This window comes from Eikenella sp. NML120348, assembly GCF_001648435.1.
GTDB lineage: Bacteria > Pseudomonadota > Gammaproteobacteria > Burkholderiales > Neisseriaceae > Eikenella > Eikenella exigua.
On record NZ_LXSP01000002.1, the window covers coordinates 126,921 to 147,706 of the forward strand.

General features: G+C 58.4%; 31 protein-coding genes. 1 reads left to right on the top strand and 30 read right to left on the bottom strand.

Translation table 11 applies throughout. The annotated features are described in order from the left end of the window. Positions 1–3: 3 nt before the first annotated feature. The 16 genes from A7P99_RS03850 to terL form a co-directional block, all read right to left on the bottom strand. A complete protein-coding gene (locus tag A7P99_RS03850; RefSeq protein WP_067686536.1) occupies positions 4–2,127 on the bottom strand; it encodes a phage tail tape measure protein in 2,124 nt (707 codons plus the stop codon). Further along, positions 2,124–2,342: a hypothetical protein gene (locus A7P99_RS09970; RefSeq protein WP_156499677.1), complete on the bottom strand. Its 219-nt coding sequence runs from the start codon at positions 2,340–2,342 to the stop codon at positions 2,124–2,126. Before A7P99_RS09970 ends, A7P99_RS03850 begins: the two co-directional genes overlap by 4 nt. Before the next feature lie 5 nt (positions 2,343–2,347). Further along, positions 2,348–2,740 (bottom strand): hypothetical protein, encoded by a 393-nt coding sequence (locus A7P99_RS03855; RefSeq protein WP_067686537.1) that lies wholly within the window; start codon positions 2,738–2,740, stop codon positions 2,348–2,350. Between the two features lie 100 nt (positions 2,741–2,840). Continuing rightward, on the bottom strand, positions 2,841–3,422 hold the full coding sequence (locus A7P99_RS03860) for a hypothetical protein (RefSeq protein ID WP_067686538.1): 582 nt from the start codon (positions 3,420–3,422) through the stop codon (positions 2,841–2,843). 69 nt (positions 3,423–3,491) lie between these two features. After that, positions 3,492–3,866 (bottom strand): phage tail protein, encoded by a 375-nt coding sequence (locus A7P99_RS03865; protein ID WP_049249282.1) that lies wholly within the window; start codon positions 3,864–3,866, stop codon positions 3,492–3,494. An 11-nt stretch (positions 3,867–3,877) separates the two neighbouring features. After that, the gene (locus A7P99_RS03870; protein WP_067686543.1) at positions 3,878–5,302 is read right to left on the bottom strand and encodes a phage tail sheath subtilisin-like domain-containing protein; all 1,425 of its coding nucleotides are present in this window, start codon (positions 5,300–5,302) and stop codon (positions 3,878–3,880) included. Then, positions 5,302–5,499, bottom strand: coding sequence for a hypothetical protein (locus A7P99_RS03875; protein WP_064089150.1), 198 nt, complete (start codon positions 5,497–5,499; stop codon positions 5,302–5,304). The genes A7P99_RS03870 and A7P99_RS03875 overlap by 1 nt, the downstream gene beginning before the upstream one ends. Then, a complete protein-coding gene (locus A7P99_RS03880; protein ID WP_067686548.1) occupies positions 5,496–6,176 on the bottom strand; it encodes a DUF1834 family protein in 681 nt (226 codons plus the stop codon). The genes A7P99_RS03875 and A7P99_RS03880 overlap by 4 nt, the downstream gene beginning before the upstream one ends. Then, positions 6,160–6,582 carry a gp436 family protein gene (locus A7P99_RS03885; RefSeq protein WP_231112895.1) on the bottom strand — a complete coding sequence of 141 codons (423 nt, stop codon included), beginning with the start codon at positions 6,580–6,582 and terminating at the stop codon, positions 6,160–6,162. The genes A7P99_RS03880 and A7P99_RS03885 overlap by 17 nt, the downstream gene beginning before the upstream one ends. Then, positions 6,579–6,989: a hypothetical protein gene (locus A7P99_RS03890; protein ID WP_067686551.1), complete on the bottom strand. Its 411-nt coding sequence runs from the start codon at positions 6,987–6,989 to the stop codon at positions 6,579–6,581. The genes A7P99_RS03885 and A7P99_RS03890 overlap by 4 nt, the downstream gene beginning before the upstream one ends. Before the next feature lie 53 nt (positions 6,990–7,042). Then, entirely contained in the window at positions 7,043–7,957 is a 915-nt protein-coding gene (locus A7P99_RS03895; RefSeq protein WP_067527348.1) for a Mu-like prophage major head subunit gpT family protein, read from the bottom strand. Between the two features lie 6 nt (positions 7,958–7,963). Next, on the bottom strand, positions 7,964–9,100 hold the full coding sequence (locus tag A7P99_RS03900; RefSeq protein WP_067686555.1) for a phage protease: 1,137 nt from the start codon (positions 9,098–9,100) through the stop codon (positions 7,964–7,966). Between the two features lie 212 nt (positions 9,101–9,312). Next, positions 9,313–9,888 (bottom strand): phage virion morphogenesis protein, encoded by a 576-nt coding sequence (locus A7P99_RS03905; protein WP_067686557.1) that lies wholly within the window; start codon positions 9,886–9,888, stop codon positions 9,313–9,315. Between the two features lie 102 nt (positions 9,889–9,990). Further along, complete coding sequence (locus A7P99_RS03910) at positions 9,991–11,328, bottom strand: phage minor head protein (RefSeq protein WP_067686558.1); 1,338 nt, start codon at positions 11,326–11,328, stop codon at positions 9,991–9,993. Continuing rightward, complete coding sequence (locus A7P99_RS03915) at positions 11,318–12,901, bottom strand: DUF935 domain-containing protein (protein WP_369799379.1); 1,584 nt, start codon at positions 12,899–12,901, stop codon at positions 11,318–11,320. Before A7P99_RS03915 ends, A7P99_RS03910 begins: the two co-directional genes overlap by 11 nt. A gap of 91 nt (positions 12,902–12,992) precedes the next feature. Beyond that, the gene (terL, locus tag A7P99_RS03920) at positions 12,993–14,621 is read right to left on the bottom strand and encodes a phage terminase large subunit (RefSeq protein WP_067686560.1); all 1,629 of its coding nucleotides are present in this window, start codon (positions 14,619–14,621) and stop codon (positions 12,993–12,995) included. A gap of 16 nt (positions 14,622–14,637) precedes the next feature. Between terL and A7P99_RS09975 the strand changes: the two genes are divergently transcribed. Then, positions 14,638–15,255: a hypothetical protein gene (locus A7P99_RS09975; RefSeq protein ID WP_156499679.1), complete on the top strand. Its 618-nt coding sequence runs from the start codon at positions 14,638–14,640 to the stop codon at positions 15,253–15,255. Here the strand turns inward: A7P99_RS09975 and A7P99_RS03930 are convergent. The 14 genes from A7P99_RS03930 to A7P99_RS03990 all read right to left on the bottom strand — a co-directional run bounded on the left by A7P99_RS03930 (position 15,252) and on the right by A7P99_RS03990 (position 20,782). After that, the gene (locus tag A7P99_RS03930; protein ID WP_064105047.1) at positions 15,252–15,752 is read right to left on the bottom strand and encodes a DUF1804 family protein; all 501 of its coding nucleotides are present in this window, start codon (positions 15,750–15,752) and stop codon (positions 15,252–15,254) included. The genes A7P99_RS09975 and A7P99_RS03930 overlap by 4 nt on opposite strands. Before the next feature lie 16 nt (positions 15,753–15,768). Continuing rightward, a complete protein-coding gene (locus A7P99_RS03935; RefSeq protein ID WP_067686565.1) occupies positions 15,769–15,990 on the bottom strand; it encodes a hypothetical protein in 222 nt (73 codons plus the stop codon). After that, the gene (locus A7P99_RS03940; RefSeq protein ID WP_067529784.1) at positions 15,987–16,265 is read right to left on the bottom strand and encodes a hypothetical protein; all 279 of its coding nucleotides are present in this window, start codon (positions 16,263–16,265) and stop codon (positions 15,987–15,989) included. The genes A7P99_RS03935 and A7P99_RS03940 overlap by 4 nt, the downstream gene beginning before the upstream one ends. Continuing rightward, positions 16,243–16,638 carry a hypothetical protein gene (locus tag A7P99_RS03945; RefSeq protein ID WP_067686701.1) on the bottom strand — a complete coding sequence of 132 codons (396 nt, stop codon included), beginning with the start codon at positions 16,636–16,638 and terminating at the stop codon, positions 16,243–16,245. Before A7P99_RS03945 ends, A7P99_RS03940 begins: the two co-directional genes overlap by 23 nt. Further along, the gene (locus tag A7P99_RS09620; RefSeq protein WP_231866514.1) at positions 16,607–16,909 is read right to left on the bottom strand and encodes a hypothetical protein; all 303 of its coding nucleotides are present in this window, start codon (positions 16,907–16,909) and stop codon (positions 16,607–16,609) included. Before A7P99_RS09620 ends, A7P99_RS03945 begins: the two co-directional genes overlap by 32 nt. Beyond that, the gene (locus A7P99_RS03950) at positions 16,809–17,243 is read right to left on the bottom strand and encodes a hypothetical protein (RefSeq protein WP_156499681.1); all 435 of its coding nucleotides are present in this window, start codon (positions 17,241–17,243) and stop codon (positions 16,809–16,811) included. Before A7P99_RS03950 ends, A7P99_RS09620 begins: the two co-directional genes overlap by 101 nt. After that, a complete protein-coding gene (locus A7P99_RS03955; protein WP_081258773.1) occupies positions 17,218–17,490 on the bottom strand; it encodes a hypothetical protein in 273 nt (90 codons plus the stop codon). Before A7P99_RS03955 ends, A7P99_RS03950 begins: the two co-directional genes overlap by 26 nt. Beyond that, positions 17,487–17,672, bottom strand: a complete 186-nt coding sequence (locus A7P99_RS03960) for a hypothetical protein (RefSeq protein WP_067686567.1) — start codon at positions 17,670–17,672, stop codon at positions 17,487–17,489. The genes A7P99_RS03955 and A7P99_RS03960 overlap by 4 nt, the downstream gene beginning before the upstream one ends. Beyond that, positions 17,669–18,199, bottom strand: a complete 531-nt coding sequence (locus A7P99_RS03965; RefSeq protein ID WP_067686568.1) for an N-acetylmuramoyl-L-alanine amidase — start codon at positions 18,197–18,199, stop codon at positions 17,669–17,671. Before A7P99_RS03965 ends, A7P99_RS03960 begins: the two co-directional genes overlap by 4 nt. Before the next feature lie 78 nt (positions 18,200–18,277). Further along, positions 18,278–18,748: a Mor transcription activator family protein gene (locus A7P99_RS03970; protein WP_067686571.1), complete on the bottom strand. Its 471-nt coding sequence runs from the start codon at positions 18,746–18,748 to the stop codon at positions 18,278–18,280. Further along, positions 18,748–19,155, bottom strand: a complete 408-nt coding sequence (locus tag A7P99_RS03975; RefSeq protein WP_067686572.1) for a gp16 family protein — start codon at positions 19,153–19,155, stop codon at positions 18,748–18,750. The genes A7P99_RS03970 and A7P99_RS03975 overlap by 1 nt, the downstream gene beginning before the upstream one ends. Positions 19,156–19,221: 66 nt before the next feature. After that, positions 19,222–19,497: an HU family DNA-binding protein gene (locus tag A7P99_RS03980; protein ID WP_067686573.1), complete on the bottom strand. Its 276-nt coding sequence runs from the start codon at positions 19,495–19,497 to the stop codon at positions 19,222–19,224. 75 nt (positions 19,498–19,572) lie between these two features. Further along, the gene (locus tag A7P99_RS03985) at positions 19,573–20,472 is read right to left on the bottom strand and encodes a recombination-associated protein RdgC (protein ID WP_067686574.1); all 900 of its coding nucleotides are present in this window, start codon (positions 20,470–20,472) and stop codon (positions 19,573–19,575) included. Further along, a complete protein-coding gene (locus tag A7P99_RS03990; RefSeq protein ID WP_067686576.1) occupies positions 20,462–20,782 on the bottom strand; it encodes a hypothetical protein in 321 nt (106 codons plus the stop codon). Before A7P99_RS03990 ends, A7P99_RS03985 begins: the two co-directional genes overlap by 11 nt. Between the last annotated feature and the right edge of the window lie 4 nt (positions 20,783–20,786).

The following is a 20,786-nucleotide window of genomic DNA, read 5'->3' on the forward strand; positions in this document are numbered from 1 at the left end:
CTGTTAATTCCTTCTGTTATCGCGCTCGGCGGCTTGCGATACGGCGGCGGTGATGTTGCCGCCCGACACCGATACGGTTACTGGCACCGGCTGCCGCGCCGCTGCCGCCAACTGCCCCGCTGCCGTGCCCATCAGGCGCGAAGCCTCCAAAAACTGGGCGGCAGCCTGCTGGTTGTGATTGACCGCTTGCGCATATTGTTCGCTGGATTGCTGATAGGTTTGCGATGACTGCTGGATTTGCTCCGCGCTTTTTTGTAACTCTGGGCTGTTGAGTGGGGATTGGTTGGTAGAACGGGATGCATCGCTATAGTTAATCAGCGCCGAACGTGGCAACGCCTGCCCATGATATTGCTGATTTAATTGCCGCATCCTTCCCAGTGCAGATCCTTCGCCTGCATTCAGCTCCGGCGAATGCAGCAGCAGGCCGGTGGCAAAATTGAAACGCGGTGCAGCAGTCAGCACGCCGGTACCCCAGCTTAACGCCCCGCGCCCGAAACCAAGTGCACCACCCCCCGCTTTAGACAGCAGGTTGCCTGCCCAGCCTGAGCCGCCACTGCGAAACAACGACAAAATGCCGGCGCCTAACCCTGCACCGCCGGCGGCTTGTGCAGCCAAAGTGGCTTTGGGGTAGCGGGTAGTGGCTTCCGTCCATTTAGTTTCAGCAGAGTTTAGGGTATCGAGTGCATCTTTGCGCCCAAGCAGCGCCAGTGAACGGTTTTGCTCTTGCCGAAACATGTCATCTCGGCTCATTACACCGATTTTCCTGTCCACTAGGCTGTTGGTTTTCGGGTCAATCCCGGCCAACCCTTGGATATATTCCTGCACCTGTTGTACATCAGAGGCGGCCAACAAACCGGCTTTGGCTTGAATATCCGGCAAAATCCGCGACAGCACGAAACCGCGCATGATATTCATCTGTTCGGCGGCGGTTTGGTCGCCGGCATCGGCCTTGGCTTTAAGTTGTTGGTATTGCTGGTCGCGCTCCAGCATAGCGTTAGCCAAACGCGATAACACCTGTACCGCGTTTTCGCCGTTGGCCTTGCCTTGTAAAACCGAATTAGCCCAATCAATACCCTTACTCGGGTCATTTGGGTTATCTATACGCGACAAGCGTCTTACCGTGTCGGCCGATAAGGTTTTTTCCAACAGGTTGCGCACGTTGTTGGCGGCTTCGCTGTTGGAGCCGGATTTATTAGAGGCAGATTGCAGGATGGACAGCAGGTAATCGAAGCCTTGGATGCCGTTTAAGCCGGAGTTTTTGGCGGCAGGTAGTAAGGCGGGCAATTCGGTTACCATGTCGGCAATTTCAAAGTTGCCCTGCATCCCCGATTTCATGGCGTGTTCAAACGCGGTAGCCAGCTCTTCGCCCTGAAATCCGAAGTCGTGCAGCACTTTCATCAGTTTGGCCACACTCTCCGGGTCGTATTGCCCGGCGCCTTCGGCGGAGGCAATCATGGCACGATAGGTGGCGGTTGCCCCTTTCTGCACCTGCTCGAAGCTCATACCGTTGGCCATTTGGCTGTTGATCAGGTTGAGCGCGGCATCGGCATTGCCACCGTTTTTGGCTACAAGCTCGGTTACCAAGTCGCGGATTTGCTGCTTGCCCGTGGTAGCAATCCAATCGGACGTTTTGCTGTTGTCTTCGCCAAAAGCCTGCCACGCTACTTGGCTGATATTGGCTTCAAGCTGTTTTTGGTTGTCCATACTCGGTTTGAGCACGGTATAAGCACCCACACCGGCAGCAGCTACTGTAGTCATGGCACCGCCCAAGCGTTGCCGCCAGCTGCCGGCGGCACCGGCGCCGCTGCGCAGTTCGTTGTTCAACCGTTGCAGGTTGCGGCGGTTGGCTTCCGCCGCCCGCGCCAGCTCGCGCTGCGACAGCGTGCCGGAGCGTGCCAAACGGTTATAGGCCGCCTGCGTGAGCTGCATTTCGCGGCGGATTTGCTGCTCGGAGCGGATGCCGAGCCGCTGGTAGGCACTGATGGCCTGCTGCCGCTGCCTCCCGGCTTGTGCCCAAGCACGTGCCTGTCCGGTGGCTGCGCGCTGGCTTTCAGTCAGCAGCCGGCGCAGGCCTTGGCTGGCATTGTCCTTAAACTTGGCAACCAGTTCTAAGGTGTTACTGCTCATTTTTTCTGCCTTTTGCTGATGTAGGTGGTGGTACCCTTACCGGACGGTTTGGGCTTAGAGGGGGATGGAGGCGGTGCAGACGGAACGGGGATGGGCACCGGCACGGATTGATAGGTGGATAAAAGCTGGCGCGCCTGCCGCACAAAACTGTTGAGTTCGGGCAGTGTCATCTCACCCACCCGCTCTTCCGACAGCCCGAAGCGGCCGAGCAGCAATACCGCTAATCGGTAGCGGTCGAGTTCGGGCGCAGCCGCTTTTTTGCCAGCAATTCCTGCGCGAAATACAGCGCATCGAAATCGCCAGCGGCCAAACCATCGGCCAACAGGTCGGTATCAATCTGTTCTGCGGGAATGTCGCCCAAGCGGTCGATGGCTAGGGCGTAGCTCTCCAGCATCCGTGCCTGTCCGTCCAACAGTGGGTCTATCTCCATATCTTCACGCACCGTAGGCAGGTGCATCACAAAGTCATAATGCAGGCTGCCTGCATATTCGATGCCGTATTTCAGGCTACCTGAAACTGTTTTGCGGTCATCGGCCACCACAAGGTTGTAATCGGTAACGGCAGCGGGGAGCAGGTCGGCACCAATGGAATTAGAGGGTTTTTTATCAGACATAAGAAAAGCCTTTAAACGTTGATTAAACCAAGATAAAGAGTAGGTTTAATTGTCGTTTAAAGGCTTAAGGGGAAGTAGTTGAGACGTTTCAGAGGGGTCGCTATTCTGCTTTCCTCACTACAAAAGCCACATTCCGGTTTTCTACCGTGATGCTGTATTTGTAGCCATCACGGATAATATCTTGAGTGGCTTCGCCTTGTTGTCTGGCGGCGGCGTTCAAAACTTCAGGCAGTGCTTTCAGCAAATCTTGCCCAATGGCCAGCTCACCTAATTTAGCACGGCCATACGGCGAGGTCATCACTTGTATTGCCGGCAAAGCGTGAGCAACATCTTTCACAGTATTGCCGGTCATTTCATACCCGGCAGCTAAAGACAAGACATTTTGGTTATCGTCAATCTTAATAATAACTCCACCAAAATCGGTTACCATCATTACATCATGGCCGCATTCGTTAGGGACAATCTCTTTGTTGATTACCCGTGCAGATGCGCCTGTACTTTTCAGCCCGGCATCTATGTTTTCCAATAAAGTTTCAGCCATCATACCCAACGGCGGCGGGCAATAGCTGCTTTGCACCTGTGCGTCCGAAGCTGGCTCAGACACAGCCGGTGCCTGTTGCTCCTGCCCGCCGCAGGCGGCCAGCCCGAGGGCGATAAACACGCCGTACAATAGTTTTCTCATTTTCCCTTCTCCATAAAAAAGCCCTGCCGATTCAGGACAGGGCTTGATTCTACCATTTTCAGGTAGCCTTTACTCCAACACCTTGCGGATGGCAAAGCCGGTAATATCAATCACCATCTCGTTGTCCACCGTGTAGCTCTCGCCAACCTCGGTCACACAAAACCCGAGGTAGCTGGTGGGTTTGGCGCCGGGCACGTCGGGCACCAGTGAGATTTTGGCGTCCTCAATGCTGCCCCAGTTGATGGCGGTGCCGTCGGTAGGCATCACAGCGGTGGCGGTGATGTCGTATTGGCCCACGCCGCGGGTGAAGCCTTTGGTGCGGCGGCTGCGGTTCATGGTTTTCACGGGCTTGCGGCCGGTGCTGTCTTTAACGTCGATTTTGGTGATTTCCACCTCCGCGGCGTCGAGATAGAGGGTTACGCTGCCGATGTATTCGGTACTCATGTTTTATGCTCCTATAAATAGAGGTCTACCACCATGCCGACCACATGCAGGCCGTTCACTACGTCGGATGGGATGCGCACGTCCAGCATGTTCACGTTTTGCTTGTCCCTCTCCACGATGAGGTTGGGCAGGTTGGCTTCCACCTGCTCCAAAATCTCGAGCTCTTCGCAGCGCATCAGCACATCGATGAGTTCGCTGCGCACCCGCGCCGGGGTTTTGTCGGAGAGTTTCTCGCGCGGGAAGCGCAGAGCCACGCGCTGGATGCAGGCTTTGCTCACGTAAATCAGGGTGCGCACGGTGGTCACGTCCAGCAGGCTCTCGTCGGCGGTGCCGTTGGCGGTTTTGGTGTAGGTGGTAATCGCCCGCACAATCTGAGCCCGGCTGCCGTCCGGGCTGGTTTCCACCGGCGCCACGCCGTTGTAGAGCGCATTTTCCTGCTCGGTACGCATGGTTTTGTCTTTGCTGTCGCACAGGCCGATGCCTTCCAAAGCCAGCGTGTTCAACGGGCGGGCGGGGTCTTCTTCGCTCGCCATCACGGATGCAAAAGCTGCCGCCAGTTCGCACGGCAGGCTGGGCGTGCCGCGATACCAAGCGCAGAGCATAAAGCCGTTGTTGAGTTTGCCCGCCAAGGTGGTGGCGGTGGCCAAGGTGCCGCTGTGGCCGTACACACCAATGGCCCAGCGTTTTTCGGTGGGCGCGCCGACTTTTTCGAGGTGGGCGCGCAGTTTGAGCAGGTTGGCCTCGTCGCTGATACCGCAGGCGATGATGTCGTGACCGTCGGCAATCACTGCGGTGAGCGCGGGCTGGATGTCGGGGTTGGCGTCGCCGCCCGCCATCGCGGTTACCGTGGTGCTGATGCCGGCGGCGGTGCAGGCCGCCAACAGGCGGATGGCATTGCCCTCGGTGCCTTTATTTTTGGCGGTGATGGTCACCACACCGGCGGCTTCGGCGGCAGACACCGGCAGGTCGGGCTGGGCGGCAATCGCAGCCTTGACGGCTTTGCCGACGGTATCGGCGCTGTCGCCGGCGGCCACAGGCACCATCAGCACATCGGCGTTGCCGATGCCCACGCGCAGCACACCTTGTGTGGTGGCATTGCCGGTAATGGTGATTTTGCCTGCGGCGGCCACGCCGGCGCTGTTGTCGGCCAGCGTGATGATGCTCAGGGCGGCATTAGCGTAGGCTTTAATGGCGGCATCGGCCATTAAATGTGCCTGACTGCCCGCACCGTAGCGCTCGGCCACTTCGGCGGCGGAATACACATCCGTCAGGGCGGATACTGCGCCCAAGTCGGTGGTGTGCTGGGCAATCAACAGCACGCGCTGCCGATTGGTAGGCAGGTTGCGCATGGCGCGTTTGAGGTTCCATTCGGCGTACACGCCGGGTTTGCGCGTAGATGCCGGGATTTTGTCAAAACTGATGTTGGCGCTGGCCATTATTTGCCTCCTTTGGCGGGTTTGGGATCAGGCTCGGATTCGGCCTCGGATTCGCGCACCAAGTCGCCGCACTCAAGGCAGCGCAGATAGTAGGCGCTCTCCTCCACGGCGACGGCCTGATGCTCGTCGATATAGCGGTGCGGCTCGCCTTCCTTCGGCACTTTCAGGCCGGCGGCGGCTCTTACCAAGATACTCATGGTGTCTCTCCTGTTTTAACTTCCGCCTCGATGGCGGGGGTGGGGTTGTCGGGCGGCGCGTGCACATGCAGGTTGGCGCCTTTCAACTCGGGGTATGGCGGGCTGGTGGCCGCCTGATAGGTCACAAAGATTTGGTCGGGGTGCGGCGGGGCGGGCGGACTGCCCGGCGGCGGGGGCGGCGGCACTTGTGGCCAGCGGCCGTTGTCCAACGCCTCCTCGATCCAATGGGTAGCAAATTCGCAGGCATACACGCTCATCGCTTCCTGCCGCTCCATCCTGCCGTTAAACAGGGTGCGTACCGCGCGCGGTTGCAGCTTGTCGATGGCCAAACCCAAATCCTGATTGGCCAGCAGGCGGCGCACCGCGTAAATCAACTGGTAGCTGCCGATTTCCCAGTGGCCGATACCGCCGGTGCGGCTGGTTTCCTCGCTCCGTAGGGAGCGGGCAGCCACCATCACCACAAACTTGGCTTCGGCCTTGTGCTTGGTGCGGCTGGTTTTCACGGCTTCGGTTTTGTCGATGCCGGCAAAAGTTACCCAAGCAGCGGGCAACTGCTGCACCACCTGATACAACCCCTCGTCGTCCAGCTCGCCGCCGTAGCTGTGCACGCCGGTAACCAGCTTGCCCAAGCCTTGGCGCAGGCGCTGCACGATGGCAGCCTCAATAAGGGCGATCACGTCCGAATACCTTTTGCTGCGGCTTGTTAAACATCACGGTGTCGCCGGTGCCGAGCTGGCCGTTTTCAGGCAGCCCGCTGATGGTGGCCGTGCCGCGCGCCACCTGCTTGAGGTAGTCGATGGCGTTTTTGTAGCGGGTGTCCATGTCATCGTTGCCTTGGCGCATACCGGTGGCCAAGCGGTAGATGGCGATGTCGCAGCAGTACACCGTCAAGAGGCGCGGGATTTGTGGAAACGGCCGCGTGTAGCGGTTCAGGTAGCCGTCGATTTCGGCAGTAGCGTCCAGCAGCGCCTGCTGTGCGATGTCGGCATTGATTTGGCCGCGGCGCTCTAGGTCGGTGAGCTGCAGCACGGTGTTGTCGCCGTAGCGCAGGCACAGCTCGTCGAGCGTGGCATAGCTAATCATTGCGGCACGTCCTCGTTATCGTCCGGCGTATCGGCCGGGCGGATTTCAAGATGCGGCTCAGCCAGCAGGCGCTGCCAATCTTCATCGCTCAATTCGCTGCGCTGTACCGTACGCCATTCATGGCGCACAAATTCCAAGCCGCAGCGGAAAAAGCGCTCGGTGCGTGAGCGCACGGCCACGGCATCGTCGGCGGCAGGCGGTTCGGTTGGTTTTTCAGGTAGCCTGTCTGCATCGGCGGTGGGCTGCACAACGGCATCCTGTTCCGGCTGGTTTTCGGGCAGGTTGCCCTGCGACTCCGGCTGCTGCTCGGTTTGTCCGCCTTGCGCTTCTTGCTGCTCGGGCGGATTGTTCGGGGTGCCTTGCAGCGGCTTTTGCACTGCATCGTCTTGGGTTTTGTTTTTTGCCATTTATCTGCTCCAAAACGGCGGCTTTAAACCGGTTAAAGCCGCCGCAAAAGGGGTTACAACAACCACGGGGTAGCGATAACCTGCACTTTGTTGTGGTGCGGGTTGTATTTGCCGTTCTCGTATTTGTCGGGTTTGATGATGCTGTTGGCTAAATCGCCCATCGTGGTCGGTACCAACAACAGGGTCGGCTTGATGTCGAGCGGGCGGCCGCCATCGCCTTTTTGGCTGATCATGGCGTCGTACACCTTGGCAAAGTTTTCCGGAGTCAATGCCTCGGTAGACATCGCGGCCATCTGCCAAAAACCAAAGCCCACGTTGGAGCGGCAATCAGCACCGTAGCGGTACTCGTTGCGCATAAACACGCCCTCGTCATCGCCTTTGGTCATGGCGGTAAACTGCATGGCCTTGCGCTCTTGGTAAATCAGCGGTTTCAGTGCGCGGCTGGTATCCAGCAGATACCACGGCGCGCCCTGCGTGCCGCCGGTGGCGGTAAACAGGTTTTTAACCAAGGTTTTGTTGCCGGTGCCGTCCACTTTTTCAAATACCGGGTGGTCGGTGTCAAAAAAGTTTTGGCCGTCGTAGCACAGGGTGGCGTTGCCTTTTTTCAGCAGCTCGAACACCTGCTGATCCGGGAAGGCGGCAGCGGCGCGGCCCATCTCGGTAAACAGCGGCGCGTAAATGCCGATGTTGTCGTCTTCGATGTCGTCGCGGTTTACTTTGACAGAGCTCTCAAAGTGTTTGTTGGCAATGGCGTAGCTATGCGCTGCCATATCATTAAAGGCACGGTCGCCCACCCACTCCCTAAAGCCCGGCCATTGGCCGAGCCAGCCGTAGGTGTTGGATTTGGTGCTGGATGGCACCACGGTGGCGATGTCCTTGTATTGGCTTTTGGCAATCTGCAAGCCGTCTTGGTAGTTTTTCTTAAAGCCGGTCATCAGGGCTTTAAGGGCGTCCGGGGTAATAATCATGGCTGCTTACTCCTGTTTTTGTTTTGCGTAATCTTCGGCGCTGATGCCCAGCATCTCCGCCACCTTTGCCTCGTCGGCAGTCAGGCCTTTTTCCGCGGCAGCAGGCGGGATGCCGCCGGTCTGCGTGGCGCTTAGGGCGGCCAAAGGCTGCGCCGTGGCCAAAAATTCGGCCAGTGCCTGCGGGTTGGATTTGCCCAAGCCTTCCGCCCATGCTTTTTGCGCCGGCAGCAGTCGGCCGTCGGAGAGGGCGGCGGTAATCAGTTGTGCGGTTTTTTCCGCCTCGTGCGCAGCCAGCTGCTGGCTCAGGGCGGCCACTTGTCGTTGCAAGCCTTGCAGTGCCGACAGCGGCACCTGTTGCGAGGCGGCAGCGGTATTGGGTGCGCCGGTCTCGTCATTGGCCGGCTGGCCTGCCGGTGCGGCAGGGGCGGCGGGCGGGTTCGGCTCGGCTGGTTTGTTTTCCGGCTTGGCTGCCTCTTTGGCGGCGGCCAAGGCTTCGGCCAGCTTTTTGCCGTCGGTGCTGCTTTGGATTTGCTGCATCGCGGCCAGCTGCTCCGCCTCGCTGGCGGTTTCAGGCAGCCCGAGCAGCGACAGCATCAGCTTTTGTGCTTCGTTCATTGCTTCGTCCTTTTGAGAGGGTTGGAGGGGGTTAAGTAATCGGGAGGCGGCAGCCAAGGCCACCGGGTCGAGTTGGTCAAGCGCCGGGGTGTTGGTGAGCGCGGGCGGCAGTAAATTCAGAATGTCGCCTGCGGCCGTGTATTGAAACACCGGCGAGATATAGCGGTATTCGCCGCCGGCAATTCGCTGCTTGGCCGCGGCCGTCCACTGCACCTCGGCATACAGCCCCTTGCCGTCGACCCATTCAAAGCCGGAGAGCCAGCCCGATGCCGGGTTGGGCTGTCCGTTTTGCGCGGTAAACAGGGTTTGGTGCTCGTAGTCCACCATCAGCCGCACCGGCCGCGCATTGAGCTCGGCCACCAAGGCGGCGGCACGCTGCGGGCTCAAACGCCAAAACGGCGCATCAACCGGGCGGCCGTCGTTGGCGCGGAACTCGCCGGCAGGAATAAGCTGGATGCGCTGCACCGTGCCGTCCACCGGGACGGAACAGGCAGCCAGTAAAAACGGGGGAGGGGTATGTTTGTTCATGGCCGCATTGTGCAGCCGGAATTGGGGAAAAAATCTTTGAAGCGCCTCACTTGGTTTTGGCGCGGATGAAACAGCCGACGGGGCGGCTGCGGTGTGATGGCTATAAAGAGGCTATAAAGCGCGTTTTTTAGCGGGGGTCGGGCGCGGGGATATACCAAACTATACCCAAGCCGTTTAAACGCCGTTTAGCGCGATTTTGGGCGGGGTGTCGTTTAACTGCCTTTCGGTAGGCCGCAGACAGAGGCCAAATAGTCGCTCACCGTCTCCACCAGCTCGTGCTCGTCTTGCGGGGTGAGCTGCATAAACGGGCGTGCCGGAATGCGGCTGCCGGGGTGCTTCACGCTTTTTACCGGATACGCCCCCGTTGCCCATGCCAGCGCCTTTTTGTGGCGCGGGTAAATCATGTGCGCGGCGGTTTGCCCGCCGAAGTTGTGGATGGCGGCATAGGCCACATTGGTGCCTACCCGCGCGCTATCATTGTCGCTGGCCTCGGTGATGCTGTTGCGCAGGCGGCCGGTGTTTTGCAGGATTTTGTGGTTGCGCACATGCTTGTCAAACCGCACCTGCGATACCTGCCCGCGTTTCGTCAGCGCCCCGGCACGGGAGAGCTGGCTGCCCAGCTTCAGCCCCGCCCAAGCCGGGCGGCCTTGGCTGTTAAAGTTTTCATCCACCGCCTGATGCAGCCTGCCGGCAATCAGGCGCATCAGGCTGCCGCGCTGCTCCAAGCCCTGCGCTGCGCGGCTGATGTTTTGCTGCAACTCTAACGTCTTGATTTCGATTTCGATCATAGCTATACTGTAATTCACAAATAGGCAGGGGTAGTTTCCAACTGGTAAAGGTTATGGTTTCCCCATATTATGCGGGTTCGAATCCCGACGCCCCTGCCTATTTTAATTCATTCCTGCCGGGGCTTTCCCCCAAACCAGTGTATGCTGGTTCAATGCTTCTTTCCAATTCGTGATTCTGCCGCCGGTTCGCACAATATTCATCATCTCTTTGCTCTTCTTCTCCGGCTTATCCACCAACAATACCAATTTGCCCTGCTCGGTCTCATAAATAAACCATAATGTCGGATTTTTGGCATTGGTTTGTACATACACCGAGTCCGGCTTCAGCAGCAGCTCCGGCACACGCCGGATAATGGCTGCATCCAAAGCCCGACCGCTTGCCGCCTTGCTGTCGCGCAAGGCATGGGTAATGTCCGCATCCCCCATACTGATAACGGCCGACTGAGGCATGATGTTGTGGGCGGCCAGCGCATCCAGCAGCTCGGTGTGCAATACGCCCACGTGCATTATGCGGTTGCTGCCGTGGCCGCCGGCGGCCAAAAAATCAAAGCGCCGGATAAACTCATCCGACAGCGTCTTAAAAAAGGCCGGCTGTTTCAGCGCCTCGCCCACCGCCATACTCGCCAACCGCGGCGGCAAATCCACCGCCCGTTGCATCTGCAACTGCCCCAGCTGCGCCAAGTGCCGCTTGCCCACGTTGCCGTCAAAGCCGCGGTCGGCCATAAAGGAGCGGCCGTCGGCCAAACGGATGGCGCGGGTCGGCTCAGTGTCGCCCGCTTTGTTCACCACGCGGTACACCTCTTCCAGCCGCCCCTCGCTGTCGGCCACTTCCAGCCCGCGCCGGGTCAAATCGGCCGCGCTGTAGGCGGTTACCGTGCAGCGGCAGTTAAAGCCGTTGGGCGGGTAAAAGGTATCCCAAAACGGGTCGTCGATGTGGTACACCTGCCCGTGCAGCTCGCGGTGCAGCGGGCGGGTGCGGTTGTCCATAACGGCGGTGTATTGCAGATAAGGCATGGCGGCACGGTTGTCTTGCAGCTCCTGCCAACGCCCGGCCATATACGCATTTTGCATATTAGTGCGGTAAATCACCTCCAAGCGCTGCGGCGTGATGCCTTTGCCCAGCAGCTCGCCGGTGGCGGCATCCACCATATCGCCTGCCTGATCCAGATGCAGCCCCTTAGCCGTCAGCTGCCGCTCCACCGCATCCCTAAATTTAGCAAACGGCGTGCCCTTGGCCGCCGATTCGCCCAGCGCGCGATGGATGTCGGCCACCACATCCTGCCGGTAGATGCCGGCGATGGTCTGCGCCTTGGCCGCTGCTTGTTGCATCCGCTGCGGCCAATCGGTCGGCACCGTGTAGCCCAAAGTCTCAAAATAACGGATGGCACGCCCCGGCGGCAGGCCGAAGGCATAGGCCAAATCCACTTGATTAGCGCCCACCGATCTGCCCCCACAAGTCCGCCACAAACAGCACGCGCCCCAGCGCCTCTTGCAGCTGTGCGGTGTCCAATTGCGGGTAGGCCGCCAGCAGGCGTGCCGCCGCATCCTCGTAGCTGCCGCCTTCGGCGATGGCTTGGCCGAGTTGCTTAATCAGCGGTTCAAGCAGTGCGGGCAGATCAGTATTTTTCAGGTAGCCTGCAATACCGTCGTCCAACGCCAGTTGGTCGGGATAGATGATTTCACCCTGCCGCGACAAGGCTACCTGCCGGTAGCGGCTGGCCTGCGCCTGCCGCAGTTCCGGCTGGGTGCCAAGCATGGCCAGCATGTCTTGGTCGTCGGCCGCCTGCGGGATGGCCAGCTTTTCGTGCGCCCATTCCAGCGGGATTTTCATGCCGAGCTGCACCAATTCGGGCAGCGCCTCGGCATACAGCTTCATGTCTTCCGGCTGGCGGGTGTCAAACTCAAAATAGGGGATGTTATTGGGGTCGGTGATGCCCTTGTTGAGATACAGCAGCGGCGCAATCAGCTGCCGGGTCAGCGTGGCTGCCAGCTGCTTGGCGTCAGACGCCAGCAAGTCGTGCCGCACTTCATTGTGGATTTGCCCCAGCGCGTTGGTGCTGGTTTTGCCGTCTGCCTGCGTGGTCAGCGTGCCGCCCAAGATGATTTTGGATTGGGTGCGCTCGCACCAGTCCACCATGCTCATAAAGGTGTCGCCGCTGCCGCTGGCCGCGTCCAACAACTCCAGCATCATGGTTTCCGGGATGATGCCGGCCGCATTGTGGCCGATGCCCACCAGCGCGTTAAGCAGGGTGGTTTTTTCCTTATCCGATGCGCCAGCCGGGTATTTGCCCAGCCGCACCGGCAGGCCGTAAATTTCCAAAAACTCGGCCAAGTCGCGCACCGAGTAGTTTTTAAATAGATACGGCCACGCCAGCGAGCGCATCAGCCCGCCGCGCGCCAAGAAGCCGCTGCGCGCCTGATGGCGGTGCACAATCCAGCCCAGCGGCCACAAGTCCTGCGGCTCCTGCCCGTTCACGCCCAGCAGCTTGAGCCGGTTGTGTTTCAGGGAAAACCAACCCTGCGGGCGGTGGGTAAACTTGGCCGGCAGCCATAAGCCGTCCACCTGCTGCCAGCTGATTTCCACCGCGGCGAAGCCGTGGCCGAGCGCGTCCAGCAGGTCAAACAGCAGCGCCTCAAAGTCCGGCAGGCCGTAGAGCCAGCCCGCCACCTCTTCCGCCAGCTGCCGGCCGGCCTCATCGGCATTTTTTGGAGCGGATACCCGCCAATCCAAGCCGGTTAAAGCGCGTTTGCGCTTGCTCATCTCGGCAAAGATGTGGCCGTCTTTTTCCTCCATATCGGCAAACAATTCCGACTGCGCCGTGATGTCGCCATCTTCCGCCCCTTCTAAAATCTGGTGCAGTTTCTGCGGCGTCAGCCCCTTGCTCGGATGCTCGCCGATGGTGCCGCGGGCTTTGGCCAGCTGCGCGGTCTGCTCGCCCTTGCGCGGCGCTTTCGGCGCAGGCTCAGTGCTGCCTGTAATAGCGGATAAAACGGCGGTAAAACGGGATTTGATAGACATAATTAAGCGGCAAGATGCAGTTAATCTTGCCGCTATTGTCAGATGTAAGGCCGTCTGAAACCGTTTGAGCCGCCTCAGCGGGTTGTTACCAAGCGCCGCTGCCGAAAGTCAGTACCCCGTCGCTGCCGCTATGGCGCGGTACGGCGGTGTAGTCAATCGCACCGAAGCCGCTTTGCGCCAGCATCCACAGCATATGCAGCGCATCCGGGCCGTCGTCATGGTCGGCCATCGGAAAATGCCGCAGCTGCTGGATCAGCGTGCTTTGGCTAGCATGCAGGCGGATGAGGCCGTTGGCCATATGCGGTTGCAGGCTCTCAATCCTCAACAGCTTATCCGCCACTGGCTTGATGCCGCGCGCCGGAATCGGCACGCCCGCCGCCGCGCCGCGTTTCACCAGCTCTATTTTTAAAAACTCCTGAAACTGCACCGTCTCGATACCCCACAGCAGGCAATGGTATTGCCGTTGCAGCGCGATAATGTCCTCAATGATGCGGTCTGGCAGACGTTTTTTAATCTGCGCCTCCACCACATCCAGCACGCCGGTGCGCTTGTTAAAACCGCCCACCAGCAACGCCGACGGGTCGCGGCTCGCACCAGCCTTGCCCAAACTCGGGTCGCAGGCGCCGAAAAACAGCCACTCGTTATCGCGCTGTACCCAAAAATGCAGGCTGTTGGCAAACGGCGCGGCATCGCCGGATACCGGGTCGTTTTGGTACTCACTGTCAAACGCCGCATGCCCCACGCGGGCGCGGATGGTCATCAGCTCCAGCACCCCGCGCGCCGCCCAACTGGTAACCGCGCCGGCTTCCATTTCCGCGCGGTGGGCGCGGTAAAACGCCAACGCCATTGCTTCGCCCTCATTGCGGTACAGCTCTTCCCACTGCTCCCACAGCGCCATATTGTCCGGCCAGCGGATCATGGCCTGAAATTTTTTGCGGTGCCAAAACGGGTTATTTAAGGTGCGCGCCAGCACGCTGTCATAGTGCAGGATGGTACCGATGTAAATCACATCGTATTTCATGCCCACGCCGCCCAAAGGCAGAATGGTTTTATCCAGCCAGTCGTTGAGTTTTTTGCGCTGCTCCGGGCTGCGTACCTGCTCGTCGTTCTCGATATCGTCCAAGATGGTTAAATCCGGGCGGTAGGGGCCGTGGCGCAGGCCGCGCAGTTTTTTGCCCGAGCCCGCCACCTGCACCTTGATGTCGTTGGCGGTCACAATCGTGCCCGCCTGCCACACCCGCCCTGCGCCCGCCGCCTCGGGAAAGTCGGTCAGCAGGCGCGGGTTATAGGCCAGCTCGGCCTTAATCGCCTCCAGCATCGGGTAGGCTTGGTCGATACTGTCCATCACGATTACGCAGTAATGCTTCTGCGCGGTTACGATGCAATACAGGGTAAACAGCTGGGTCACCAGCGTGGATTTACCCTCGCCGCGCGGCGCGCCTGTCGCTTCCGGCACACCCTTCGGCTCGCGCAGGATTTCAGGTAGCCTCGTAAACAAAAACTCGTGCAGTTGCGACTTTTCCGCCGTGTGCACATAATGCGGGAAGTAGGTATAAACAAAGTATTCAAAGCCGCTTATCGGGTCGAACACCTTGGCCCGGCGTTCCGCAATGGCTGCCGGGGTCGATTCAAAGCCTACCACTTCCGCCTCGATGGTGCGCCGCAGCTGGTCGGCAATGGCGGAGAGGGATTTTAGAAACTCTTTATTTTTCATATAGATTATGAATAAAATGGACAATAATTTAGGATGGTTAGATCGCAAATTACAAAATGCAATTCTTGTTTTTTGCGCAGAAAAACCAGAAACTCATTGCTCCGCGGGGGATATTACTTATGAATTAATATGTGCACAGGGTAGTAGAATAGTGAACCTTGAATTTACCTACCTAGAAGAAAAGTTCCCCATTGAAACACCAATTCCTGTCACTCACGCCAGATATAGACATCTTGAACCTAATCCCTTTTATGAACATTGGAAACAAATAGTTATTCGTAATATATGTTATTTAGCTGGACATGATTTAGTTGTATTTGATCGAACCACTTTAAGACTTAGAATAACTTCAAAAGGAATTGATTTTATTCAGCAAGATAGCGGATTATCTGCCATTCTTGGTGTGCAAATTGTCAAAATCCATGCTGACACACTAAACGAATTAAAAACCATACTAGCCGATAAACTGAATCAATCCGACTTACCCGAAGCCGAAAAAGCCAAATTACAGGAAAAATTGGCCGAATACGGTGATGTCGGCATCAAACACTTCATCACCAAGTTACTGGATGTGGGTGTGCAAAACCTACCGAAACTTATCTCTACCCTCGGTATTCCCGGCCTATTCAACTAACCAAACCTCTTCTCCACCTCCGCCCCAAACGGCTCCAGCACCTCTGCCAGTGCGCCCAGTTGTTTGGGGTGTTTTTCCGATACAAACTGCACCAGCAGCTCCACCACCTCCAATGCGGTGGCCAGCTTGCTGGTTTCCGGCAGGATTCTGGCGTTGGCCGCCACGGTCTTGTTATAGGCATCGGCCAAACTGGCCAGCAGCTTGACCTTTTCCGCCGGGCCTAGGTCGCCGTCCTGTTGCAGCAGCTCCATGGTCGAGCTGTATTGCTGCAAGAAGCCGGCCATTGTTGCCCGCCCCAGCTCTTCGATGCTGCCGCCGGCCAGCGTGTAGGCGGCGCGCATTTTGTCCCAATCGTCGCCGCGCTCGCGCGCCTGTTCGCGCCAGCGCCGCGCGGTGGCCTGCGTAGTACCGCACATCATCGCCGCCGTTTCCAGCGTTTGATTGCCGGAAACGTAGAGTTGGCGCAGGCGGTCACGGGTTTCTTTCGGGTGAGCCATAGTCAATTAATCCAAATTAAAAGCCGAATTTAGCGCGGATAAAAGCAATGCCGGTGGCCACCACGCCGCCGCTCACCGCGCCGGATACCGCACCAGCCAAACCGCCGTTGGTACGGGCGATGCGCTGACAATCGGCCTGTATTTCGGCCAGCCGTTTATCCATCGCTTCCTGTTTGGCAATGGTTACATCCTGCTTTGCGCTGATTTCGCGCAACATTGCTACAACGGGGTCGTTCATGTTTTGTCCGCCTTCCTATCCAGTTTGTCGCTGACTTTTTCTATTTGATTTTTAATGTCGTTTAATAGATCCAAAATCTCGCTGCGCGCCTCCCGCGCCTCGGTTTTGGTTTGATAGCCCATCTCCACCGTATGCAACCGCTCGCGCAGCTCCTGCCGGTCGTGTTCGGCCTCTTTAAAACGGTCGGCCAAACTCTTGATGTAATACCACAGCGCGGCCACCAAAAAGCTCACCCCGCCGCCGAACACATACTCAATAGTTAAAGGCGTGCTCATCCGCATCCTCCCAAAATATCACTTGGCAATCGATACCGGGTTGCTGCCGGCTGCCTACATGCAGGCATGGGCGGCGGTTATCCACATCAAACTCCACCTCCCCGCAGGTTAATAAGGCTTCTTTCACCGTCTGATACTGTTGATTCAGCGGTAGGTGGGAGCGTACTAAATAAAACACCACACGCAGGTTGGCGGTCATGCCCATTTGGTAGCTCCAGCTGCCAGCCGACAGCTTGCGCTCCACCGAGAGCACAAACCCTTCCTGCTCGCGCGCCCGCGCCAGCTTAAGCTCGATGCCGGCATGATCCACCGCCAGCTGCTGTTGTACTAATTCGCGGTATCTACTCACGATTAGCCCCTCGGCCGTTGCCATACCAAACCTGCCAGCCACGCGTCTGTGCATCGCGCTTGCCGCACCATGCGCCGTACTCGGCGGCGTGGTTAAGCAGGGCTTCCGGGCTGCCTGAAGCAGGCGGCGCTGGGCGTTCGTAATCCACCAGCAGTTCCGCCGGAGCGGGCGGCAAGGTCGGCCGCTCCACCACTTTAATCGGTGCTGTAACCGAAGGCTTGGCGGTAGAGCCGCAAGCTGTCAGCGCCAAGGCCGCTATGGCAGCCGCCAGCACCGTTGTCGCGTGCAATCGCATGGGGTATCTCCTGTTTGATATGGGTGGTTTGCCTGTCTAAGCGGCGGTTGGCTTCGGCCAGTTTCACGGATTGGCTCTGGGCAAAATCAACCCATTTCTGCCGTTCCGCCGCCACTTCGGCCAGTTTGGCGTTGTAGGCGCGTTCCGCCTCCAACTGTGCGTGTTGGTGTGCGGCGGCCACTGCGGCCATCTCGGTTTTGGCCTTGCCGTCGCGGTTCAGGTAGCCTGCGCGGTAGCAGGTGGCCGCCACAGCCAGAGCCAGCAGCAGCGGCAGCAGCTTTTTCCACAGGCTGCCTACGGGCAGCAGCTTACTCAGTAGGGGCATCCACATCATTTTCACGCTCCGTTTCCTGTTTGATGGCCGCCAGCTGCGGGATAACCGATAAGCCGCGCCGCACCAAGGCAAAACCGCCCACAATGCCGCCGTAAGCCCACCACATCCACTCCACGGGCTCAGGAGCCATCACGAACTTATAGGTCATGACCGCGTAGGCGATATTGGTCCAGATTTTGGTGTGGCTGGCCTGCCCCGTGGCCGGGTTGGTAAAGTTACCGGCCAGCCAAGTGCCAAACTTATTCATCGTTTCGCCTTTCTGCGCCGCTTGGCCGCCCGTCTGGCCGCGGCCACGCCGCTGCGCTTCCAGTTCGGCAGCGGCAGCATGATTTCCACATCACGCCGTTGCGGCCATTCCCTTTCTTGTGTCGGGTGTCCACCCGGCAGGGCAAACATGGCCAGCGCCATCAGTTTTTTACGCCAGCTCATGCCGCCACCTCCGCCGCAATCGCTTCGGCCACCGCACGGCAGATGTGCCATTTGGTCTGCTTCCACTGCGCAAGGTCGGCATCATTACTGATAAAAAACGGCTCTAAGATAATGCCGCCCGCCTGCGCATAGGCCAAACGGCTGTGCTGCCCGGCGTTGTCGGGCTTGTAGCCGCCCTCGCCGCGCAGTTTCCAGCCACTGGCAGCGGCCACCGCTGCGCATATACGCTGGCAGGCTGCCTTGTTTTTCAGAATGGAGAGCGCCTCAATGCCCGTCGCCTCTTTCTTTGCGGCGGCATTGGTGTGAAATTCCACCGCCAAGCGGCTGCCCTTAATCAGTTTCACAGCTTCGCGCAACGGCATATTGCCCTTGCCCTCGCCGTCGGTTTTAACCTCCAAGCCGTAATCGGTGCGCAGGATAGAGGCCACGATATTGCGCATGTCCTGCGCGATATCCGCCTCGCGGTCACTGCCGTTCACGGCACCCGGGTCGGTGTTGGAATGTCCGGCTGTAATGGTAATAAACATGATAAAAACCCCAGTGGTTACACTGGGGTTATTGTCTATCGGCAGGCTGTTTGAAAATGCTTGAGGCGGCTCACACGGTTAAAGCAGCGAGATTTGCCGGCTCTCCGGCGGCGGGGCGTTATCGGTCTTTTTGAGGATGTCCCACACCGTGCGGTCGGTGAGGTGGTGGCATTGTGCTAAATTCTGCACCGCCCAAAACGCGGTCATATGGTCGCGGCTCACCAGCTCGTCAAACTGGCGGCGGATTTTGCGGTGCAACAGCTCGCGCACCGCCCGTTCGCATTTCGGCAGCCACAGCCGCTGGCGTTGACCGAAGGCGCGGCACAACTTGTCTGCCGCCTGCTCGCCCACCACTTCCGCCAAAGCGGCGTGGGTAGCCTGCCCGGCACGCTTCACATTACAGGATACCGGGAAGGTAGTGCCGCCGTAGGCGCGCAGCAGAGCGAGCGTCGGCTCGGCGCCAATCAGCCCCACCATTTCCATCACGCTGTCCGGCAGCAGGTGGCGCACCGCATCAAAATCCGTTTCGTCATAGAGTTCAAACGACATTATTTTTCCCCTTTCCGGCGGTTGGCATAAATCTGCAAGGCCGCCACCAGTTTGTGCAGTTTGTCATCCGGCAGCCAATGCACTTGGTCCACGCCAAACATCCGTTTGGCCATCCCGTGCGCATAAGCCCAAGTCAGGCCGTTATCCAGCAGCAGCGCTTCCGCCTTGCCAATCATCTTGGAGGCCGAGCGGCGCGGGCTGGGGCGGCGCCCCATCGGGCGGCTGGCGGCAAAACCCTGTCGCTGCATGGCCGCCAGCACCGCTTCCAGCTCGCGCAGGGTCATCTTGGCGCAGGAGCTTTTGCCCGTTTCGCGGCGCAGCAGGGCGCGGTAGGTGTCGTCGTCCAAACCCAGTTGCGCTTTGCCAATGTGGATTTTGGCTTTCAGTTTGTTCAGATTGGCCTGCATTTTTCAGGTAGCCTCTTGTAATGATCCACTCATGCCGCCGCATCCGGCAGCGGCATGGATTGAGCATCACTGATTCACTAGCTCTTTGAGCTGCGCGCTCGGCTTAAACCGTACCTTGCGTTTGGCCGCCACCTGCACCGGCTCGCCGGTTTTCGGATTGCGGCCGGTGCGCGCCGCCGTCTCGGTTACCTCAAATACGCCGAAGCCGTTTAGCGGCACCCGTCGGCCGTTGGCTAAAGCCTCGCGGATGGTATGCTGCACCGCCAGCAGCGCAATTTCGGCTTCGGCGCGGCTCATCTTGCCGTGTTCGGCGATAGCCTTAATTAAATCCGGTTTATTCATGATTTAAACTCCTATTTAACTGTTTTAAACTGCGGCAAACCGTGCCGCGCGGGTTTCGATTTTTCAGGTAGCCTTTTATTTTGTTATCCACTCATAATCCTGCCAGCCGCCCAGCAGTCCGGCCAGCTCGTCCAGCATGGTGGTCAGCGTGTTGGCCATGATAACTTGCGAGGCATAAGCCTGTTCGGCGGCTGTGTCGCCACCTTGAGCCTCCTCGGTCAGTACGTCCAAATAACGGATGTTTTTCATGGTCAGTTTGTCGGTCAGCACAAAGGCGATGCTTTCGCGCCATACCAAACCCAGCTCGGCCACGCGCTTGCCGCATTTCACATGCTGCACCACCTCTTCGGCGGTTACGTCTTCGCGCTTGATGCGCACCTCGGGAGCCATATCTCCGGCACCGACCAAGGCCACGTAGTCATCCAGTTCAAACAGCCCGTCCGCCTCGCCGTTGTGCAGCCATTCGGTCATCAGCTCGGAAGGCGAACGGTGGGCTGTCGTCGTCCAGGCATGCAACCCGCCCAGTGCTTCGCGCAGTCGGCTGAGCAGAGTTTCCGCTTTGTTGCCAGTCTGGTTAACCAGCAGATAACCGCCAACCAAGACTGCATCAGTGCGGCTGGCGCGGGTAAAGGCTCGCGGCAGTAGCTCGTCAACAATCTGCTCTTTCAGCTCCTGTCTTTCTTTGCGACCAACTTGGCGGGCTTCCTCCGCTTCGATTTTGGCAATTTTTCCGTCCAAGACAGTTTTGATGACCGCACCCGGCAGCACCCGTTCTTCGCGCTTCAGGGAGATGCCGAGCGTTTTGTCTGCGGCAAATACCAGCTCGTCACCAAACGGCTGCGGCACAGCAAAACCGTCGGCAAACCAATCCAGCCCGCAAGGCGGCGCAAAGCGGTGTTCGTCCAAAGCAGCGGCTAAAACGGCCGCATCCGGGGTTTCAGGTAGCCTGTAGGCTTGGCATTGTTTAAACCACATCTTTTTGCTCCTCATCATCGGTTACACATTTGATACCGTTTACCCAGCCTTCTTGGTAATTCACCTCTCCGGCTTTGACCTGCACTGCATGGGCTTTGACATCACTCCAATCCATATTACTTTCTGCCCAATCTGAAATAGCCCCTTCGTTTTCGTAATCAGTAAATTGCTGCTCGGTTTCAGCTTTAACCTGCTCACGGTCTCTTCCATACTTTTCAACATAGTAAGCAGTTCGGTTGTCGGCAATAACCTGTACTGGCACGCGCCAAACCGAAAAATCGGGCATTTCTACCAATAAATATTTTTTCATTTTT

What these genes read in the sequence shown, in the direction of transcription:
- A7P99_RS03855 (WP_067686537.1), bottom strand. Translation starts at nt 2,740, where the DNA reads ATGTCTGATAAAAAACCCTCTAATTCCATTGGTGCCGACCTGCTCCCC.
- A7P99_RS03905 (WP_067686557.1), bottom strand. Translation starts at nt 9,888, where the DNA reads ATGATCGAAATCGAAATCAAGACGTTAGAGTTGCAGCAAAACATCAGC.
- A7P99_RS03875 (WP_064089150.1), bottom strand. Translation starts at nt 5,499, where the DNA reads ATGAGTATCTTGGTAAGAGCCGCCGCCGGCCTGAAAGTGCCGAAGGAA.
- A7P99_RS03980 (WP_067686573.1), bottom strand. Translation starts at nt 19,497, where the DNA reads ATGAATAAACCGGATTTAATTAAGGCTATCGCCGAACACGGCAAGATG.
- A7P99_RS03865 (WP_049249282.1), bottom strand. Translation starts at nt 3,866, where the DNA reads ATGAGTACCGAATACATCGGCAGCGTAACCCTCTATCTCGACGCCGCG.
- A7P99_RS03945 (WP_067686701.1), bottom strand. Translation starts at nt 16,638, where the DNA reads ATGGCAACGGCCGAGGGGCTAATCGTGAGTAGATACCGCGAATTAGTA.
- A7P99_RS03990 (WP_067686576.1), bottom strand. Translation starts at nt 20,782, where the DNA reads ATGAAAAAATATTTATTGGTAGAAATGCCCGATTTTTCGGTTTGGCGC.
- A7P99_RS03970 (WP_067686571.1), bottom strand. Translation starts at nt 18,748, where the DNA reads ATGTCGTTTGAACTCTATGACGAAACGGATTTTGATGCGGTGCGCCAC.
- A7P99_RS03975 (WP_067686572.1), bottom strand. Translation starts at nt 19,155, where the DNA reads ATGCAGGCCAATCTGAACAAACTGAAAGCCAAAATCCACATTGGCAAA.
- terL (WP_067686560.1), bottom strand. Translation starts at nt 14,621, where the DNA reads ATGAAAAATAAAGAGTTTCTAAAATCCCTCTCCGCCATTGCCGACCAG.
- A7P99_RS03950 (WP_156499681.1), bottom strand. Translation starts at nt 17,243, where the DNA reads ATGATGTGGATGCCCCTACTGAGTAAGCTGCTGCCCGTAGGCAGCCTG.
- A7P99_RS03955 (WP_081258773.1), bottom strand. Translation starts at nt 17,490, where the DNA reads ATGAATAAGTTTGGCACTTGGCTGGCCGGTAACTTTACCAACCCGGCC.
- A7P99_RS03940 (WP_067529784.1), bottom strand. Translation starts at nt 16,265, where the DNA reads ATGAGCACGCCTTTAACTATTGAGTATGTGTTCGGCGGCGGGGTGAGC.
- A7P99_RS03895 (WP_067527348.1), bottom strand. Translation starts at nt 7,957, where the DNA reads ATGATTATTACCCCGGACGCCCTTAAAGCCCTGATGACCGGCTTTAAG.
- A7P99_RS03890 (WP_067686551.1), bottom strand. Translation starts at nt 6,989, where the DNA reads ATGGCAAAAAACAAAACCCAAGACGATGCAGTGCAAAAGCCGCTGCAA.
- A7P99_RS03885 (WP_231112895.1), bottom strand. Translation starts at nt 6,582, where the DNA reads ATGATTAGCTATGCCACGCTCGACGAGCTGTGCCTGCGCTACGGCGAC.
- A7P99_RS03965 (WP_067686568.1), bottom strand. Translation starts at nt 18,199, where the DNA reads ATGTTTATTACCATTACAGCCGGACATTCCAACACCGACCCGGGTGCC.
- A7P99_RS03930 (WP_064105047.1), bottom strand. Translation starts at nt 15,752, where the DNA reads ATGGCTCACCCGAAAGAAACCCGTGACCGCCTGCGCCAACTCTACGTT.
- A7P99_RS03935 (WP_067686565.1), bottom strand. Translation starts at nt 15,990, where the DNA reads ATGAACGACCCCGTTGTAGCAATGTTGCGCGAAATCAGCGCAAAGCAG.
- A7P99_RS03860 (WP_067686538.1), bottom strand. Translation starts at nt 3,422, where the DNA reads ATGAGAAAACTATTGTACGGCGTGTTTATCGCCCTCGGGCTGGCCGCC.
- A7P99_RS09975 (WP_156499679.1), top strand. Translation starts at nt 14,638, where the DNA reads ATGGACAATAATTTAGGATGGTTAGATCGCAAATTACAAAATGCAATT.
- A7P99_RS03870 (WP_067686543.1), bottom strand. Translation starts at nt 5,302, where the DNA reads ATGGCCAGCGCCAACATCAGTTTTGACAAAATCCCGGCATCTACGCGC.
- A7P99_RS09620 (WP_231866514.1), bottom strand. Translation starts at nt 16,909, where the DNA reads ATGCGATTGCACGCGACAACGGTGCTGGCGGCTGCCATAGCGGCCTTG.
- A7P99_RS03900 (WP_067686555.1), bottom strand. Translation starts at nt 9,100, where the DNA reads ATGAACAAACATACCCCTCCCCCGTTTTTACTGGCTGCCTGTTCCGTC.
- A7P99_RS03850 (WP_067686536.1), bottom strand. Translation starts at nt 2,127, where the DNA reads ATGAGCAGTAACACCTTAGAACTGGTTGCCAAGTTTAAGGACAATGCC.
- A7P99_RS03960 (WP_067686567.1), bottom strand. Translation starts at nt 17,672, where the DNA reads ATGAGCTGGCGTAAAAAACTGATGGCGCTGGCCATGTTTGCCCTGCCG.
- A7P99_RS03985 (WP_067686574.1), bottom strand. Translation starts at nt 20,472, where the DNA reads ATGTGGTTTAAACAATGCCAAGCCTACAGGCTACCTGAAACCCCGGAT.